The sequence below is a fragment of the Agathobacter rectalis ATCC 33656 genome, from assembly GCF_000020605.1.
Classification (GTDB): domain Bacteria; phylum Bacillota; class Clostridia; order Lachnospirales; family Lachnospiraceae; genus Roseburia; species Roseburia rectalis.
Genome location: NC_012781.1, coordinates 3,389,135 through 3,405,807, shown reverse-complemented (window position 1 = coordinate 3,405,807; position 16,673 = coordinate 3,389,135). Strand labels below are relative to the sequence as shown.

Annotated in this window: 21 protein-coding genes and 1 pseudogene; 20 read left to right on the top strand and 2 right to left on the bottom strand. The window is 35.7% G+C overall.

Going from position 1 to position 16,673, the window contains the following annotated elements:
- Positions 1 to 79: 79 nt before the first annotated feature.
- From EUBREC_RS18125 to EUBREC_RS16205, 15 genes are all read left to right on the top strand, one after another.
- A complete protein-coding gene (locus tag EUBREC_RS18125) occupies positions 80 to 220 on the top strand; it encodes a hypothetical protein (RefSeq protein ID WP_306718539.1) in 141 nt (46 codons plus the stop codon).
- A 190-nt stretch (positions 221 to 410) separates the two neighbouring features.
- Positions 411 to 1,601: a DUF4885 family protein gene (locus EUBREC_RS16265; RefSeq protein ID WP_012744364.1), complete on the top strand. Its 1,191-nt coding sequence runs from the start codon at positions 411 to 413 to the stop codon at positions 1,599 to 1,601.
- A 191-nt stretch (positions 1,602 to 1,792) separates the two neighbouring features.
- Positions 1,793 to 2,977, top strand: coding sequence for a DUF6947 domain-containing protein (locus tag EUBREC_RS16260; protein WP_041254362.1), 1,185 nt, complete (start codon positions 1,793 to 1,795; stop codon positions 2,975 to 2,977).
- Between the two features lie 72 nt (positions 2,978 to 3,049).
- Positions 3,050 to 4,492: a hypothetical protein gene (locus EUBREC_RS16255; RefSeq protein WP_015517468.1), complete on the top strand. Its 1,443-nt coding sequence runs from the start codon at positions 3,050 to 3,052 to the stop codon at positions 4,490 to 4,492.
- Between the two features lie 280 nt (positions 4,493 to 4,772).
- A complete protein-coding gene (locus EUBREC_RS16250) occupies positions 4,773 to 5,507 on the top strand; it encodes a LytR/AlgR family response regulator transcription factor (RefSeq protein WP_012744360.1) in 735 nt (244 codons plus the stop codon).
- Positions 5,508 to 5,515: 8 nt separating this feature from the next.
- Positions 5,516 to 6,808 carry an ATP-binding protein gene (locus EUBREC_RS16245; protein WP_015568074.1) on the top strand — a complete coding sequence of 431 codons (1,293 nt, stop codon included), beginning with the start codon at positions 5,516 to 5,518 and terminating at the stop codon, positions 6,806 to 6,808.
- A 132-nt stretch (positions 6,809 to 6,940) separates the two neighbouring features.
- The gene (locus EUBREC_RS16240) at positions 6,941 to 7,597 is read left to right on the top strand and encodes a DUF3879 family protein (RefSeq protein ID WP_012744357.1); all 657 of its coding nucleotides are present in this window, start codon (positions 6,941 to 6,943) and stop codon (positions 7,595 to 7,597) included.
- Positions 7,598 to 7,793: 196 nt separating this feature from the next.
- Complete coding sequence (locus tag EUBREC_RS16235; RefSeq protein WP_012744355.1) at positions 7,794 to 8,339, top strand: hypothetical protein; 546 nt, start codon at positions 7,794 to 7,796, stop codon at positions 8,337 to 8,339.
- A 198-nt stretch (positions 8,340 to 8,537) separates the two neighbouring features.
- Positions 8,538 to 9,575, top strand: coding sequence for a DUF4885 family protein (locus EUBREC_RS16230; RefSeq protein ID WP_012744354.1), 1,038 nt, complete (start codon positions 8,538 to 8,540; stop codon positions 9,573 to 9,575).
- Between the two features lie 82 nt (positions 9,576 to 9,657).
- Positions 9,658 to 10,278, top strand: coding sequence for a DUF6033 family protein (locus EUBREC_RS16225; RefSeq protein ID WP_015517472.1), 621 nt, complete (start codon positions 9,658 to 9,660; stop codon positions 10,276 to 10,278).
- 46 nt (positions 10,279 to 10,324) lie between these two features.
- Positions 10,325 to 11,098 carry a hypothetical protein gene (locus EUBREC_RS16220; RefSeq protein ID WP_012744352.1) on the top strand — a complete coding sequence of 258 codons (774 nt, stop codon included), beginning with the start codon at positions 10,325 to 10,327 and terminating at the stop codon, positions 11,096 to 11,098.
- Between the two features lie 79 nt (positions 11,099 to 11,177).
- Complete coding sequence (locus tag EUBREC_RS16215; protein ID WP_012744351.1) at positions 11,178 to 11,468, top strand: hypothetical protein; 291 nt, start codon at positions 11,178 to 11,180, stop codon at positions 11,466 to 11,468.
- The gene (locus tag EUBREC_RS17865; protein ID WP_012744350.1) at positions 11,455 to 11,595 is read left to right on the top strand and encodes an HTH domain-containing protein; all 141 of its coding nucleotides are present in this window, start codon (positions 11,455 to 11,457) and stop codon (positions 11,593 to 11,595) included. Before EUBREC_RS16215 ends, EUBREC_RS17865 begins: the two co-directional genes overlap by 14 nt.
- 26 nt (positions 11,596 to 11,621) lie before the next feature.
- On the top strand, positions 11,622 to 12,272 hold the full coding sequence (locus tag EUBREC_RS16210) for a hypothetical protein (protein WP_012744349.1): 651 nt from the start codon (positions 11,622 to 11,624) through the stop codon (positions 12,270 to 12,272).
- A gap of 1,008 nt (positions 12,273 to 13,280) precedes the next feature.
- Complete coding sequence (locus tag EUBREC_RS16205; RefSeq protein ID WP_012744347.1) at positions 13,281 to 13,805, top strand: flavodoxin family protein; 525 nt, start codon at positions 13,281 to 13,283, stop codon at positions 13,803 to 13,805.
- 366 nt (positions 13,806 to 14,171) lie between these two features.
- Here EUBREC_RS16205 and EUBREC_RS16195 read toward each other — a convergent pair whose 3' ends face one another.
- Positions 14,172 to 14,504 carry a type II toxin-antitoxin system RelE/ParE family toxin gene (locus EUBREC_RS16195; protein ID WP_012744345.1) on the bottom strand — a complete coding sequence of 111 codons (333 nt, stop codon included), beginning with the start codon at positions 14,502 to 14,504 and terminating at the stop codon, positions 14,172 to 14,174.
- Entirely contained in the window at positions 14,501 to 14,764 is a 264-nt protein-coding gene (locus tag EUBREC_RS16190; RefSeq protein WP_012744344.1) for a type II toxin-antitoxin system prevent-host-death family antitoxin, read from the bottom strand. The genes EUBREC_RS16195 and EUBREC_RS16190 overlap by 4 nt, the downstream gene beginning before the upstream one ends.
- Before the next feature lie 105 nt (positions 14,765 to 14,869).
- Between EUBREC_RS16190 and EUBREC_RS18440 the strand changes: the two genes are divergently transcribed.
- The 5 genes and pseudogenes from EUBREC_RS18440 (at position 14,870) to EUBREC_RS17395 (ending at position 16,635) form a co-directional block, all read left to right on the top strand.
- A complete protein-coding gene (locus EUBREC_RS18440) occupies positions 14,870 to 14,977 on the top strand; it encodes a YccF domain-containing protein (RefSeq protein ID WP_408629355.1) in 108 nt (35 codons plus the stop codon).
- Positions 14,941 to 15,405, top strand: a complete 465-nt coding sequence (locus tag EUBREC_RS16185) for a macro domain-containing protein (RefSeq protein WP_408629366.1) — start codon at positions 14,941 to 14,943, stop codon at positions 15,403 to 15,405. Before EUBREC_RS18440 ends, EUBREC_RS16185 begins: the two co-directional genes overlap by 37 nt.
- 44 nt (positions 15,406 to 15,449) lie before the next feature.
- Entirely contained in the window at positions 15,450 to 15,977 is a 528-nt protein-coding gene (locus EUBREC_RS16180; RefSeq protein ID WP_015517479.1) for an isochorismatase family protein, read from the top strand.
- Positions 15,978 to 16,206: 229 nt separating this feature from the next.
- A pseudogene (locus EUBREC_RS18340) lies at positions 16,207 to 16,475 on the top strand (NADPH-dependent FMN reductase family protein).
- Positions 16,462 to 16,635 carry a DUF6061 family protein gene (locus EUBREC_RS17395; protein ID WP_012744340.1) on the top strand — a complete coding sequence of 58 codons (174 nt, stop codon included), beginning with the start codon at positions 16,462 to 16,464 and terminating at the stop codon, positions 16,633 to 16,635. Before EUBREC_RS18340 ends, EUBREC_RS17395 begins: the two are co-directional and overlap by 14 nt.
- Positions 16,636 to 16,673 lie beyond the last annotated feature (38 nt).

The following is a 16,673-nucleotide window of genomic DNA, read 5'->3' as shown; positions in this document are numbered from 1 at the left end:
TGATTGGACTTATTATAATTCAGATTATTACTATCAATGCAATGACACCAATGCGGCATTGAGAGAATCTGCCTGGAAAATGACGGAAAAATGGGAATTGGGCGGGATTGACTGTGATGAAATCGAAGCAAATTCCAGCCTTACGTTAGACGGTGGTTTTGATTTTAACAGTATATGGAATTCGGATTTCAGAAATCAGGTCGGAAGGCGAAATCCGTAATGTATGGGATTTAATGGAAGATTATTATTCGGATACTAAAGACAATTCTAAAGTCAAAAATTTCCTGAGTAATATGTCTGTATTTACACGATGGTATTCGTATGAAACAGGAATCAATGACAGATTCGGTGATTATTGAGATAGTGAAAGATTAGGATAATCCGATATATATAAGGAGGTTTGTGATATTATGAATATATTTTTTAACAGCCGAATAAATGCTAATCAGTCATTGCTTAATGTTCTGTTTGGTCAACAACAAAAAGCGGCAAGCAGTCAAAACACTGGTTGTAGAGGCACAAGAGATACTTTAACGATAAGTGCATCAGGAAAGGAAAAACTGACAAAAAGTACAAGTGGAAGAACACATAATACAAGTATTGATAGCAGCATTGATTTAAAGTCCTATATAGCTTCAGCAAAAAAAACGAATCAAGAGATCATTGAGAATGCAGGAACACAGATTAATGCGAAAACAAGTGAATATATGAGTACAGGTAAAGCATTTAGGGCAGCATTAACGGAAAAGTATTCTAAGCTTGCTGCAGAAGCAAAAACACATTCTAACCCTGAAAATTATATTCATTCCAAGTATTTTGATAAGAGTTCAGAGTATTACGAGACGAATCTGACTGATACAGAACGTAGGATTGCATATAATTATGAGATGCAGATGTGCCGGACAGGAAAAATAAATGGTGTAAATTATCAGGATTCTTTGTTCAGGGGAATTGAAGTGGACGGCGACAGTGTAGATTCGGATAAAATCCAATTTGAAAGAGCATTGGTAAATTCGCAGATTTCAAATATTTTAAAGCAGGCTGGTGTAGACACATCTTCTATTACGGAAGATTGTATTTTTACTGTCGATCCATACAGTTACGAGATAACGGTAGATGGCGTGGATGAAGAAACAAAGGTGTTGATGCAGAATGCTTTAAATGTAGGTAATAATGGGAAAAATCTCTATAAGCATATCTATTATTGCTCAACACAAGATGGCTGTGAGAGTTCTCAAGTAACAGAGGAATCAAAGATGAAATACGAAGCATATCATCAGGTTTATAGTTATACAGGATATGGATTAGACAAACTTGAGGAAAAAAATGGGACATATTATACGGAGTCAGGAGAGAATATATTAGACTTAGTGGATAAGGCTGTTGAAGATTCTGGAAAAGTTCCGAAAGAGTTCAAGCAGCAAATGAAGAATTGGATACATGACCTGGTTTCAACTATGTCAACTAAAGGATGGAACAATGTGCCGGATATGACTTTAAGCATTTTATATGGAAAGAGTGGTTTAAAGGACATGAATCAGTTGATCACATATCAATATGAAGCTGATAGTACAAACAGGCAATGGTATTCTGTACTTTAGAAATATAATATTTTTGAAAAAATATAGGGAAGTGTGTCAAGTATAGTAATATAGTTTTTTAGATAAAATATATGATTCGAAATTTTTAAATTAAAAAATAAACAATAGAGGGAGGGAAAGCGTTTTAATAATGAATCTATATAAATCAAAAAACTATAAAATAAAGAACTATGAACAGAAAGGAATTATTCATGAAAAAGAGAAAAATAGCAACAATATTATTGGCAGCATGTTTGCTGTTAGGAAATGTCTCAGTAGCGAATGCGGCAAGTATTGATAATGGCAATAAAGTACATTTCAATACAGAAGATAACGACACGGATTTAACATTATTACAATCGAAAATTGCAACCGAAGAAGTGACTTGTGACTTTACGGATGCAACAAATGATGGAGCAAGTGCATATGCAGATACAAGAAGGGTGTCAAATAAATATATGTGGAGTGCAAGCACGATGGAATATAATTTCTCTGATCAGAAATGGACATCGAATACAGAAATTTTTAGTACATATGCAAAAACATCAGAAGGGTTTGTAATGTCTGGTTTCTTACTGAATCCAAAAGGTCAGAGCAACTATAATTCGGCATTAAGAGAGGGGTATCTGAATGATTCTGCATATGATGAAAATCAGGGACATTATTATCAATGTGTTGTTTCGGATGAGGACTGTAATAATATTACATTTATGTTAGAATCTAATGTTAATGTATTTATTTTTGACAATGATATAAATTTAATATATCGTTCATCGGATGAGGCGGGAGTTACCAGTTATTTTGACAGATATTATTCAACAACTAAAACGATTGCAGGAACGTCGAATAAGGTAATTAGTTTAGGTCTTATTGATGGAAATTATTATATTGTTTTTAAGGTAAAAGATGCAACAGCAACTACCGGTTATCATTATGGATATTATGCTGGACAACCATTGCCAATAGCACAAACAACAACCTTTTCGGATCTTACACATTATACAACAATAAAGTGGAATCGAAGCTCATCTAGCCAATCAGCAAGTACGCAAACATTGACCATTAATTGTCCTAGTGGAAGTGAAGATGAGTATGCATTGACAGGTGTGAAATTTTCGGATAAATCAAAAGCATTTGCTAATAATACATACGCATCAAGCATTGACTATTATTATACGCCAGCAACTGCTAGTTATTCAAAAAAACTAGCACAAACAGGTGGTTGGTGGAGTGACTTGGTTGACAATAATCCACCATCAGGATCAATTGATGGAAACTATGCAACATCTGTTACAGTACATTGGGTAAGTGGTATTTCTTATGTAAATGCTAGTTGCACTACAATGACACAGATGACATTGGATTATTTAGTTCCTTTCGGAATAATAGTGGGCTAAATATTTAGAAAGATAAATAAATTACGGATGGTATTTTTATACAATCCGTGGATTCCAAGAGGTGACGATAAGATGGGACACTATGTACATTATATAGGTGGCGGAATAGTAGATAGTAAAATATATGAGACAGGAAATGCAGCAAAAAGTTTTAAATCGCCGATGAAAGAATTAAATGAGCAAACGGTGTTAATAGAAAATGCCAAAACAAATAAGAATGATAGTTATCATCAGCATACGAAATACGATGATCAGGTAGATCGCTATTACAGTACATATGATATAGGAACATTGTTGCATAATAATGAAAGTTATTTAGAGGGAACAATCGATTCAAAATATGATGTAGATTACTATTCTTTTTCTTATCCGCAAAAAAGTTTTTACTCTAAAATGGGTATATCTTCAGAGATAACGATTTCATTGGAAAGCAAGAATAGTCAGGCATATAATTTAGTATTGTACGATTTATATGGCAATCAGATTGGAATAGCGACAGATGATGGACATGGTAATAAACAGCTTACGGTACCTAATTGGGACTGCGTTACATCAGATTATGTGATCAGAGTAGAAAATTCCAATATGACATCGGATTCCGGGGAAGGTTCCTATAGAATAAAAATTACGGAAACGAAAAACAGGGATACTTCAAGTAGTAATGTGCAGCACTCACAAGAAATAGCAAATGCAGATAATTCAGAAGAAAAAAATGCAATAAAGCAGAAATATGAAAAAACATATCAAAGCGAAATTGACAAATTACATCAGATGCAATTTGAAGCGTTGCCGGAAGATGAAAAATATTCGGGAACGGATAGTGTAGAAGAATTATTAAATAAGATGAAAAAGGGGGAGCAGTTAAGTGTGTCGGAAATGGCATATGTGAAAATATTTGCCAATTTATCTGATTATGAGAGAGCAGAGAAGTCGAATTATATAAAAAACGATTTTTATGCAGAAATAGAAAGAATAGCAAATGAAAAAGGAATTGAACTGCCAGATACATCATGGAAAATTGAAATAGATGTATCTGGAACTATTACGATTAACGGGGACATTACAGAAGAAAACAAAGAACAGATAAAAAATATGATATCGGAAAATTTTGCTGATGATATGTGGGAAAAATATATTCAGACAGCAGATATTTCTAACACACAATATAGATTAGTAAATGCTTACTATGAAGTGGAACAGTTCATTCAGAAAGCAACAAATGGACAGTATTCATTTGACGATATAAACGTAGATGACAATGGGAAGATTACCGGACTTCCAGAGAAAATGTGTAAAATAATGAACTCCCAGGAAGCCAATGCGAAATATGAGGAAATACGAGATAATATCTATATGCTGACGGATTATAAAAATCAATATGGATTGGAGGATATTCTTGCATTTAAGGCAGGGTATAATATTTCGGACTCTGAGGTAAGTACTGTGGGTACATCTGGCAATAATAGTGTTATGGATAATGCAGGATACTATAAAAATATGAAAACTATAATATAATGATAGAACCTAATAGAAATGGCGGGTTTAAAAGACATGAATCAGTTGATTACATATCAGTATGAAGCTGATAGTATGGACAGACAATGGTATTCTATACTGTAGCAATATAATTTGGGGGGAAAATATAGGAAATGTGCCGTCAAGATGATGGCACATTTTCTATATATATGATATTTATTTAGAGCCTATTTAGATAATATGCAGAGTACTTTATATTTATTTAATGGAAAAATAAAAATTACCGATATAGTAGGAAGATAGAAAGAAGGTGAGTAATATGCTGGAAATTGCTGTTTGTGATGACGATATGGCAGATCTTGAGCGTGCAGTGACTATGCTGCATAAGATTTTTACAAGCCAACAGATTGCTTATCATATAGAGCAATTTGTGTCTGCAAATCAAATGCTTGAAAATATCAGCAACATTGATATCGGAATTTTAGATATTTCGATGGAAGAACTGAATGGTATTAAACTGGGGAGAACATTGAAAGAAAAATTTCCGGATGTGAAATTAGTGTATATTACGAGTTATGAAGAATATTGTATGCAGGTCATTAACGAAGTTCACGCATTTTCATTTCTATGTAAGCCATTGGAATATGATAAATTGGAAACGCAGATGTTGGAACTGCTGGATCAACTGCCGGATACCGGAGCAGAAAAGGATTTTTATAAAGTGACGGACAGCAATGGGAAAGAGTATCTGTCGATTAAATTGAAACTCAGGGACATTTTATATTTTGAATACATAAAAAGATCAAGAAAAGTACTGATAGCGTTGTCTGATATCACATATGAGTATGACTGCATTTTTGAAAAACTGGTTGAGGAACTGCAGCCCTATGATTTTGTTGTGAATTGCAGAGGAAATCTGGTTAATTTAAGGCATATTGAAAAAATAAAGGGTTTTATTATTTATATGGATAATGGAAAAGAACTCCAGATTGCGCAAAAGAGAAGCAGCGATTTTAGAGAAGAAGTAAATAAATTTTTGCAGAAAAATTCATAGGAGAAACGATGAATACGATTTTACTGATATTATGTAATGCTCTTTCCTGTTTTATCATAAGTACCATACTGTTCCAGTTTATGAATGGAAAGTATAAAAAGAGTAGTCAAAGTAGATATGTATATATTGTGATCGAGACTGTCACAGTGATTTTTACAACCTGTATCAATATGCTCAATCATTCCATATTAAATTTGGTGGTCTGGGGCGTGTTGACGGGGATAATAGCATATGCTCTGTATTATGAGGATATGGATAAACCGTTAAGACGTATCATTGAATGTGAGGCATTGGTATTTTGCATGTCTGTCTGTGAATCATTAGGAGTGATTCTTTTACAATGTATTTTGCAGGCAGCAGATATAAAAAATGTGAATGAAACGATGCTTTACTGCCTTGAGGTAACATTTTCAAAAGTAATACTTATTTTTTTGTATTATACATTCATAAACAGGTTTGTGAAAAAGAGCGATATTCCTTATGCAAAGACAAGGTACATCATGTATGGAATTATACTCCTATACAATCTGATTAACATGGGTGTAATTGTAGAGAATTTTAAAAATGGAGAAGAAAATTATTTATGTGCAGTCAATATGGGGTGTATTGTTCTGGCAGATCTATACCTTTTATATTTTGTTAAAATGGCAGATGAAAAGAACTATTATGAAAAGCAGCTCATCGCTTTAGAGCAACAGGCAAAGGTACAATACGAATACTATTTGACGCAGACAAAAAAATATGATCAAACCGTCCACATATTACATGATGTAAATAAGCATATTAAAGCAATCGAAGGATTATATGGTGCAGAGCAGGGGAATACGGCAGGAGAATATGCAGCGGAAATCAGAGAACTGTTAAAGCCGCTCATTCCGGTTCAATACACAGAAAATCCGATCTTGAACATTCTTCTTACCGATAAAGAATCCGTTATGAGGGAAAAAGGTATTTCAGTAACCATAAAGGTGGATAATGTGAATCTGAATTTCCTTGCACCAATCGACATTACAACTATTTTTGGAAATTTATTAGATAATGCGATTGAGGCTGCAGAGAAGCTTGAAGGCGGGAAATATATTTCGATTAAGATTGGCTCATACCATAAAATGATAGCTGCCAGCATCGAAAATAACTGCGGGGAGGTAAAGTGGAAAAATGGTTTTCCGGTATCAGCGAAAGGAAAAGGCGGTGGAATAGGACTGCTGAATGTTCAGAGCAGTGTAAAAAAATATGATGGAAATTTAATATTGAAAAGTGATGGAAATAAATTTATTGCTGAGTTATTCCTCAATTCATAAAAAGTCTTACTTCGTGCAAAAAAATCGTACTTGGTGCAGAAAAGGTAAAATATTAGAAGTGGGTTGTCGATAGAAAAAGAAAAATAAAGCGGATGACAGATATAAAAAATTTAATGATAGGAGGCTTCGATTATGTCAAGAATTACGGACTACGGTTTTTTATTTCAAACGACATTTGGAACATCAAAAACAAATTTAGTCAACAATATTCAGTTGTCCCAAATGAACAGCAGTTCTGTACAGAAACAATTAAAAGCAGCAGGGATCGACACAAACAGTAAAAAGTATAAAGCAGCACTGAGTGAGATGATGAAAAATGGAAACGGTGCAATGTTTACAAATGTTCAGGCAATTAAGAACCTGATGAGCCAGTATGACAAAAATGGAGACTGGATTGATCCGAATACCGGATTAACAGGACTTGCTGTAACGGATGAGAACAGAAACAGTTATAAACATATCATTTCTATTCCAGAGAGCAGCCGGGAAGAAATGTTTGAACTGGCAAAGAAAGAATTCTTAAATGAAAACGGTACTTTAAATGGTGATACTACCAAAAGGGAGAGTGTATATAACAATTTATACAGAAAAATGGATAAGGATGACCGCTTATCAGCAGGCTGGACAATGGAACAATATGAACATCAATACAGACAGGCATTTGCAGAAGCAGCAAAAGCCGCTGATCCTACATGGAAAGCGGGTAAACCAATACCGGCTGGTGCATTGGATGGTATTACAAGAGAGTCTGTTGAGAGTGGCAAGAAGTCAGTAGATATAAAAATATAGGATGTTTTTATGCGGTATATATTTCATTTATGCAATGTTGGACTTTATGTGCGTAATATGGTTGTTTGATGAGATGGGACTGGGAGAGCAAGTTATTTTATCCTATAAAGGAAATAGAGGAATTGAGCAAATTGTTAACCATGAAAAATGTTTAGTCATATAGAAAAAATTTTGATCTGATTGGAGGAACAGAAATATGTATATTGGTTCTGGTCTGAATACCGTATCTTCATTGTACGGTCAACAAAAAGGTAATCAAATGAAAACTCCTGCATCTGGGGAAAAGACATTTTGTACGGTTGAAACACCAAAGGTATATCAGATATTCACAACAGATAATATGTTGTGGACGGGAGGTAATGGTACCGGTCTTTCTTATTGTCTTAAATATGCGGATGATTCGACGGATGAAAATCCTGTGGTGTTAGCGAAAGGTGTGGATGAAAACGGGAAAGAGTTTGAGCAAAGAATTTATATCAATGACGTTAATCCATCAAATGCTACAGTAGTCGAAATGCGTGCATTGGAGGCACATTACAAAGTGGAGAAGCAGGGAGGTTTCACGTCTCTGCCGCTTGAAGCTGGTAATATGGGACTTAACGACAGAAGAGATTTTATCTCAATGTTCAAAAAAAGCATAGAAGATTTAAACAAATTGGGAAGGTTTGACTTATCGTTGCTTTGGACGAAAAGTATGGATACATATCTTAATTTGCCAAATGCAAATAGTAAGTATAAATAGTGCTTAGTCATTTGAACATAGGAAAAAAAGAGAACTTGGATTACATATCATATTGAGGCTGAGAGAAAGCCAACAGGTGACACAGTCGGAAGAACTCCGGATAATGAAGAAAAAATGTGGAAAATAAAATGAAAAAAGTTTATCGATAGGGTTTCAGTATGATTCACATGATACAGATTATAAGGTAGGTGGTATAGTATGGTTACTGTAAATAATTCTGACTATTATAATAACATTCCAGCTGGCAGGGATTTAAACAACCTGCCCAATAATTCCAACACTGGTACAACTGTAGGTTATCAATATGATGGACTTACCGAGGAAGATCGTTTCGTACAAAAAGTTTTGCAGGAGCATTATGATAAAGTGTACAAAGAAAATTTGTCTCATTCTGATCCGATGACATATATCGAATCAAAATATTGTGATGTGACCTCACCTAATTTTTGCTCATATATGACAGAAGATCAGCGTTCCATAGCTTACCGCAATGAGAAAAGAATGTTACAAACAGGAGGAAAATATTCGGCTGGATTTGCCCGGTATGATTATGCATTAAGAAATTACAAGGATGTATATACAGGAGGTTCAAGAAGTGTTGGTTATGTACGCAATACTGACAGGGAAAAACAGTATGCCAGAAGTGTTGTAAATCAGCAAATTTCAAATCTACTTTCAAAGAATGGGATATCAATATCAAAACAGGCAGATTTGGTATTTTCTATTGATCCATATACATATCAATTAACAGTGTCGGGAAATGCAGATAGAGACATATTATCGCAGATAGAAAAATTACTGAATGAAGGGGATAATGCGAAAAATATATGGACACATGCGTGGATTTGTATGCATGATGCAGACAATGAAATTGTTAATTCGCAGGCAAATATGACAAAGGCAAACCAATATTCTTTATGGCATGAAGTCTATGAGACAACAGGGTATGATGCACGCAATGCGACATATAGAAATGGTACTTTTATTGCAGAGGATGGCACAGATTTACTTGTCTTGTTTAAGGAAAAGGCTAAAAATGGCGCAGGGTATGAACTTTATTCTAATAGATGGTTGGAATATGCTAAGAATGGATGGAAAAAAGAAAATGATTTAGTATTGAAAATAGGCTTTGACAGCAGTGGGTTGTATGATATAGGGCAGGAAAGAGGGTATGGAGCAACGCAGAATATGTGGATAAAAGGTATTAGTCAAAGTATATTTGAAGCTAGCGTGTAATCAATATTATATTGATTCTGAGAGAAATCCAACAGGTGGCATAGTTGGAAGGACTCCGAATAATGAAAGGAGATATGTTAATATGGCAGTTACAGGAATAGGAACATATGCGTCATATACGAATAGTTATGGCAATACACAAAATGCTGGAAACAAAACGGGCAGGACATATAAGAATGCTCATGAATATAAGAACTATTTAACACAAAAATACGAATGTTTACGAAGCAGGGATTATTCCGTAAATATAAACAGTTCTCTTTTGTCAAAGGCTATGGGAGATGAAAAGACAAAACAATGGTTGGAGTACAATTTATCGCTAATACCAAAAACAATAGAACAGTCAAGAGCTTATGTGGCAGCAAGAGGAGCAAAGATACTGAGTTATAGTATTACTATAAATGGATATGATAGCATGAGTTCTGTAATGTGTACTCAAGATGAAGTTGATCCGAGAACAGAAAAAGCAAGGAAAGAACTTGAAGAAAGACTCGAGAAAAGGAAAGCAGAAAAGAAAGAGACAGAGGAAAGACTGGAAAAACAGCGTGCCGAAAAACAGGAGCAGGAAGAACGGCAATATAATCTGAAAATTGATGGAAAAGATGTAGATGACCTGACAGGAAAAATGGTGGAATTGCTAGGTACTTCAACTTCTATAGGAGTGACAGAAAATGGAGTTTCGGCATTTGATGCTTTGGCATAGGAACTTTGATATGAAACCGTAAGGTGTGCAATTAAAATAATGACTTATGCTAGAACATAAAATAAACAAAAATAAATTTTTTGATTTTTGCAATGGAGATGTAAAGGGAGAAGATACAGAGACACTGAATCATTTTGATGAACATACAAGATATCAGTTTACAAGAATGCTGTATGCATATGGAACCGGAATGACCGGACAGAATCCTTTTGCCAATGATGAGAAAGTCGAGATTACAGCGGATATAGACAGTGCAACCCATACTTCCTTTTATGTGAATGGGCAGAAAGCGTTTACGGCAATTACGGGTATGTCATATCTCCCATCCGAGATTCAAACCTTTGGAACCGTACAGCAGCCATTTAAAACCAGAGGGTACAAACCATATGATCCCAGTACAAACAGTATCACGATTGGGGTTGGAAGCAGATTTAATCTTGGAAATGGATACAGCATGACGGTACAGGAAGATTTTGTCTGGGGCGAGGGCTATGGAAACGGAAGCAAGGCAGATGATGAAAGATGCAATATGATGATAGGTGGTCTGAACTCCCTGATACATTTTGCGGATCAGCAGTATTTTTCAAGTATGACAGATACATACACCGATTATATTTTAGATTTTCTTGCGTCACAGGGAGTGGATACAAGCAGAGAATTTGTGATAAACGGGACACATTGCGAACTGGTAAATGGGAAAATAAGTGAAGTTGGTAACGATTATGTGGTGCCTAGTTCCATTCAGCAGAAAGCAGTGAAAAGATATGAAGAAAGTATGTCACAGCTTTTGAATAGCGGAACTTGGTATAGATGGTCATAAAAGTAATAGATCACTTGGACCGTTATGGAGAGTGAATAGATTCCGAATGACAGAGGAATGAAAATAATTGGAGGTTGAGATGATGCAATCAATATCAAGTTATATTAATCCCAATACAAGAGCACTTACATCTAATTATAAAAATACAGTTATTAAAGATAAGGAAGCATATAATGGGGCGATGTTGCAGCACTTACTAAATCCGGTAGAGGATCTGGCACAAGCGTTAAAAACACCAATAAAATTGGCGAAGGGTGCTTCAATTAGCAGACAGAATAATTCTGTTAATATTGCAGAAGGACAAAGTATTCGTGTTAATGGAGGTCATGTGCTTACGGTTACGGCGCATAGCAAAAATGGCTGGTGTTGAGGAAAATGATATTGACAGGCTTTTAGCCAATCCACCAGAAAAGATTGAAATCGAAGTAAAGTATAAAATTGCTGTGACGGTTATGGAACTGCGATTTTGGCTAAAAGATTGTGAATCACCGATATAATCGGGATTTGTGAGTAGAGGGCACTTATGAAAAATAAAAGTATCAATCAAGTTTCCATAATAAATGGTGAAGATGGTCCCACAAGTGTTTTTATATTTGGAGAAGCTCAAAAGCAATCTCTAAAGATTAGAATCCGAAATGCTATCTATCAATCCAGACGAAAAAGGATAGAAAAGAGAATAGCGGCCAACCCGCATACCCTTGCGGAAGTGGTGCAATACGCAAAGGATCATTATGATTTAGTGGAAATCAATCCTGCCGCAACAAATTGGATAGAACGACAGAAAAATCTAAAAGCTAGTTTGATTATGCAGCATAAACCAGAACTTTTGGGCCAAAGGAAGGATATTCCAAAACCAGATTTTCATAATGAAGAATCTGTTAAAAATTTTTTGAATGAAATGGAAATTAGAAATAAATTGATTGACCAAATGCCTGATAATGTAATTCCCATGGATTTTCATTTATATGAAATAAAAATTGGTGAGGATTTAATGGAAATAGAGGTAGATTATACCTGGAATATATTTGGAATATCTTACTCTGGAAATAAGTCGGTCATAAAAAGGTTTAAGAAAATAGCCAGAGATTTATATTGTTATTATGGTGTCAGTGAGGAGGATATAAAGAACCGGACAAAAAGATATTCTTCACTGGTAACGGAATTGAGTTCATAAATAAGCAGTTAATTTAGCAACAACTTGTTGCAGATTCTAAAGTTATCTTGCATAATTAAAATATAAAAGATGTATATAAGGTCGGAACAGAGACCTTAAACCTGTTCCAGTGGTCGGGATGGAGACCGAAAACCCATTCCCATTGCGGAATAAACTGCAAATACAGTGATCGCGTTGCAGAAACCTGTGAGGCCTGCGACCGGGGGAGAACCTGCGGGGACTCCTCTTTTCTATATTATGGAGATGGTGTATATGCAGAAGATGCTTGATTTTATAACATAGAAGAGAGTACGTGTAATGCGGAGTAAATAATGGTCAAAAAACAATCGACATCCGACCTCACACACGTTATAATATAGATAATCTAATAAGAAAACAGTGTTATCATTACCGCATATTCAGTGAGAATGGTAGCCATAAATATGAATTCGCAGGAACGGAATGGTTGAACCCTCAGGGTGACAGTGTCACTCATTTGTCAGCGAGAGGTGCTTAACTTGGATGATTTTCAGTTTTCTTATTTTGACATGGATTTACAGGAAAGTCAGTAAAATCAAGTTGTTGCTTGACTTATGTTGACCAAGAAAAACATAGATTTTCTGTAGTGACTTGAACTCCTAAGCGCTAGTTGGGGGTTCGATTCCCCCTGAGAACAGTTGTTTGAAGCAGTAATGATTAAGAAAATTCATTACTGCTTTTTTCATTTTTGGGTGGAAAAATCCACCGAAAATCATTAAAAAAATGATTATTTCATCCACCCAAAATTAAAAATTTCCACCCAAATGAGAGGAAATGATGAAAAAGTTGTGGAGATAGAAATTGAGAGACTTCACGATTTTAAAAATCATCCATTTAAAGTTCAGGCTGACAGTCAGATACATGCTGGATGAGGAAGCAATAAATGTTATCGCATAGGCATATTTACTATGATATAATGTGGCTATGTGAGAAAAATTATTATTTAGAACTTATTTGCTTATATGATAAGCAGAATGGAGGCTTTGCGAGATGAAAGTAATCATTATAAATGGAAGTGCAAGAAAAGGAAACACTCTTACAGCGATTGAGGCTTTTGTAAAAGGAGCATCTGAAAAAAATGAAATTGAAATCATTGAACCTGACAAACTTAACATCGCACCATGCAAGGGATGTGGTGTCTGTCAATGCTCTAAGGGATGCGTTGATAAGGATGATACGAATCCTACAATTGATAAAATTGCTGCTGCAGATATGATTCTTTTTGCTACACCAGTTTATTGGTGGGGAATGTCAGCACAATTGAAACTTATCATTGATAAGTGCTATTGTCGTGGATTGCAGTTGAAAAATAAAAAGGTTGGCACGATTGTTGTAGGTGGTTCTCCTGTAGACAGTATCCAGTATGAGCTGATTGATAAGCAGTTTGATTGTATGGCTAAATATCTTTCATGGAATTTGCTTTTCCAGAAATCATATTATGCTACAGCAAAGGATGAGCTTTCTAAAAATCAGGATGCTATGAAAGAGCTTGAGGATATTGGAAAAGAACTATAAAGCTTGCACTGAAAATCAAGGTTGAAGAAATGGAAAATTGAAATTTGTGAGGGATAAAAATGCTATTATTGACACTTAATATGAATATGTTCAATTTTGTTATTGATGATAGTTTTAATGATTATTTTGACTCTATTTCCACTGATATAGCATTTATTCAAGAGTGTAGATATAATAGGATTAATGAACAATATTATGCAAAATGGGCGGGAAATTATGAAGAACCTATTGATAGACGATTTCATTTATCAGTAGCAATTAGTAAAGATGAGAATATTTCAAAGTCTAATAATGATTTGAAAGCTGATTACACGTGTATATTCGTAAAATATGCACTAAAAAGGAACCTGCATAAAAACAGATTCCTTAAATGAGGGAAAATCCCTGTCGAAGAATGGCAGTCCAGTTACTTTTCTGATAGAGAAATCTGACTATGATTACAGTCTGCTTTTCTTCATCAATCGTATAAAAGGCAAGGTAATTATTGATTATTACAAAATGAATGCCCCAGCTTGCCAGTACCGGATCATCTACCAGATGAAACTTCTGTGGCAGGTCGGCTAGTGAGCCTATCTGCTCAGTCGCAGCATCTAACAGATTATCTGCGGCATTCGGATTTTTGAGGGTAAATTCGATGTAATCCGCAGCACGCATAATATCGTGTTCTGCGGTGGAAGTGATATGAACCTGATAGCTCATCGACTGCGGCGGCTCCTGATATCAGCCATAGCTTCGGAAAATGGTCTGGTGTTACCTGTGGCAATATCGTCCATTCCTTCCTTGATCTGGCTGTAAAGTTCAAAGCGGCTGGTCAGTCCTTCGTAGGCTTCAATGCTCATAACGGCAAGGTCGCCTTTTCCATTCTTCGTGATGAAAACTGGTTCAGGATAATTATGACAAAATGTAGAAATTTCATTGTAATTATTCCTTAAATCAGCACTTGATTTGATTGCTGGCATAAAAACACCTCCCTATTTGATAACAAAATTATACACAAATTTTGTTATGGAGTCAATGGATATACTATTAGTGTTAGCAGGATAAACACAACTATTGGAAATGCTGTGGCAGGTCTGATATGTTGTATAACAATTACCGGAATTCCTTTTGGAAAGCAGTTTTTCAAAATCGCAAAATTGTCTCTGATGCCATTTGGGGCGGAGGTGGTGTAGATGGTGCGATTCACAGAGCAGCGGGACCGGAACTTCTGACAGAGTGCAGGACACTTCACGGATGTGAGACTGGAGGAGCAAAGATAACAAAAGCCTATAATCTGCCATGTGATTATGTGATACATACTGTGGGACCGATATGGAATGGTGGAAGTAATAGAGAAGAGGAGCTTCTTTCTAACTGCTATTTTAATTCTATGAAGCTGGCTAGGGATAATGGAATCAGGTCTATTGCATTTCCTTCCATATCAACGGGAGCATATAGTTTTCCGGTGGTACTTGCGGCAAAGATTGCGGTACGTACAGTTGCTAGATTTCTGCATGAGAATCCGGACAGCTTCGATTTGGTGGAATGGGTGCTATTTGATTCTCATACAGAATCGGTGTATAAAGCAGAAGTTACGCTCTATTATAATATACGAATTTAGTTTATTTGAATCAAAGCAAAAAGCTCAAAAAGGAGAGATTATTCATGGTTTTATTGGTTGTAGATGCACAGAATGGTATCGTGGATGAACGCTTATATGAGTTCAGAAAGTTTGTTGGTAATATCAAAAAGCTGATTGGAGCAGCTCGAGAACAAGGTATAGAAGTTATTTATGTACAGCATGATGATGGACCTGGTACTGGATTCTCTATCGGGGATGATGAGTTTGAGGTCTATTCCGAGTTTAAACCGATGCCTGATGAAAAACGATTTATTAAGTCTGTATGCAGTTCGTTCAAAAAAGAGAGTGGTCTGCTTGAGTATCTGACTGCAAAGGAAGAAAAAGACGTGATGATTTGTGGCATTATGACTGATTTCTGTATCAATGCCACGGTAGAGGCTGGTTTTGAGCATGGCTTACACATGATTGTTCCTGCTTATGCAAATTCTACGCAGGACAATGAGTACATGACTAGGGAACAGGCTTACCATTACTATAATGAATTTCTCTGGCCTGAACGATATGCAGACTGCGTACCAATGGACAGGGCATTGGAATTACTCAAAAAATAATATAGCGTAAACGGTCTTTGCTGAATACCTTTGTTATCGAAATACATTACATAAACTTCAAGATTATGTTGCAGTAAATTCAATAAATCAGTATCATATATTTATACATACAAACAGTGTAGAAGTTTTAAAATATGAATGCGGAATAAAACAGAGGATAAAAGGATATGAAGAACGATGAACCGGAGATAAAACCGGCAAACAAAAATCCTTTAATGGAGCATTACAGATGAAGACAGCAATAGTATATGCATCAGTGCATCACGGAAACACAAAAAAGATAATTGACGAGATAGCAAAGACAAACGATGTCGAGCTGATAGATGCGACACAGACTGTAGAGAAAGACTTGTTGGAAGGTTTTCGTGCAAGGGTTTTGATACGTTCGGACCGTTCAAGCTGATTGGCGGGGTATCAAAGGGGCATCCGGATGAGAAGGATATTGCGGCGGCTATAGAGTTTTACAACAGAATAAAATGGCAGCATGATTGCCATTGATACCATCGCCGTTGAGAATGAGGTTGCCGACAATATGTATCAGCGATCAGAGCTTGATTATCTGATTTACAATGACCCGGTAGCATACGCTGAGCTGATACTGAACGGCAATCCCGAAGCATATCTGAAAACTGTAACTGAATATAAATCTTTATACTAATATTGCAAGAGCCGCAGTCATGTGATTGGACTGCGGCT

Excerpts from the sequence above, each read along its gene's own strand:
- EUBREC_RS16240 (WP_012744357.1), top strand. The coding sequence starts at position 6,941 with ATGTCAAGAATTACGGACTACGGTTTTTTATTTCAAACGACATTTGGA.
- EUBREC_RS16225 (WP_015517472.1), top strand. The coding sequence starts at position 9,658 with ATGGCAGTTACAGGAATAGGAACATATGCGTCATATACGAATAGTTAT.
- EUBREC_RS16235 (WP_012744355.1), top strand. The coding sequence starts at position 7,794 with ATGTATATTGGTTCTGGTCTGAATACCGTATCTTCATTGTACGGTCAA.
- EUBREC_RS16190 (WP_012744344.1), bottom strand. The coding sequence starts at position 14,764 with ATGCCAGCAATCAAATCAAGTGCTGATTTAAGGAATAATTACAATGAA.
- EUBREC_RS18125 (WP_306718539.1), top strand. The coding sequence starts at position 80 with ATGACGGAAAAATGGGAATTGGGCGGGATTGACTGTGATGAAATCGAA.
- EUBREC_RS16205 (WP_012744347.1), top strand. The coding sequence starts at position 13,281 with ATGAAAGTAATCATTATAAATGGAAGTGCAAGAAAAGGAAACACTCTT.
- EUBREC_RS16230 (WP_012744354.1), top strand. The coding sequence starts at position 8,538 with ATGGTTACTGTAAATAATTCTGACTATTATAATAACATTCCAGCTGGC.
- EUBREC_RS16250 (WP_012744360.1), top strand. The coding sequence starts at position 4,773 with ATGCTGGAAATTGCTGTTTGTGATGACGATATGGCAGATCTTGAGCGT.
- EUBREC_RS16245 (WP_015568074.1), top strand. The coding sequence starts at position 5,516 with ATGAATACGATTTTACTGATATTATGTAATGCTCTTTCCTGTTTTATC.
- EUBREC_RS17865 (WP_012744350.1), top strand. The coding sequence starts at position 11,455 with ATGGCTGGTGTTGAGGAAAATGATATTGACAGGCTTTTAGCCAATCCA.
- EUBREC_RS16260 (WP_041254362.1), top strand. The coding sequence starts at position 1,793 with ATGAAAAAGAGAAAAATAGCAACAATATTATTGGCAGCATGTTTGCTG.
- EUBREC_RS16195 (WP_012744345.1), bottom strand. The coding sequence starts at position 14,504 with ATGAGCTATCAGGTTCATATCACTTCCACCGCAGAACACGATATTATG.
- EUBREC_RS16265 (WP_012744364.1), top strand. The coding sequence starts at position 411 with ATGAATATATTTTTTAACAGCCGAATAAATGCTAATCAGTCATTGCTT.
- EUBREC_RS16220 (WP_012744352.1), top strand. The coding sequence starts at position 10,325 with ATGCTAGAACATAAAATAAACAAAAATAAATTTTTTGATTTTTGCAAT.
- EUBREC_RS16255 (WP_015517468.1), top strand. The coding sequence starts at position 3,050 with ATGGGACACTATGTACATTATATAGGTGGCGGAATAGTAGATAGTAAA.
- EUBREC_RS16215 (WP_012744351.1), top strand. The coding sequence starts at position 11,178 with ATGATGCAATCAATATCAAGTTATATTAATCCCAATACAAGAGCACTT.
- EUBREC_RS16180 (WP_015517479.1), top strand. The coding sequence starts at position 15,450 with ATGGTTTTATTGGTTGTAGATGCACAGAATGGTATCGTGGATGAACGC.
- EUBREC_RS17395 (WP_012744340.1), top strand. The coding sequence starts at position 16,462 with ATGATTGCCATTGATACCATCGCCGTTGAGAATGAGGTTGCCGACAAT.
- EUBREC_RS16210 (WP_012744349.1), top strand. The coding sequence starts at position 11,622 with ATGAAAAATAAAAGTATCAATCAAGTTTCCATAATAAATGGTGAAGAT.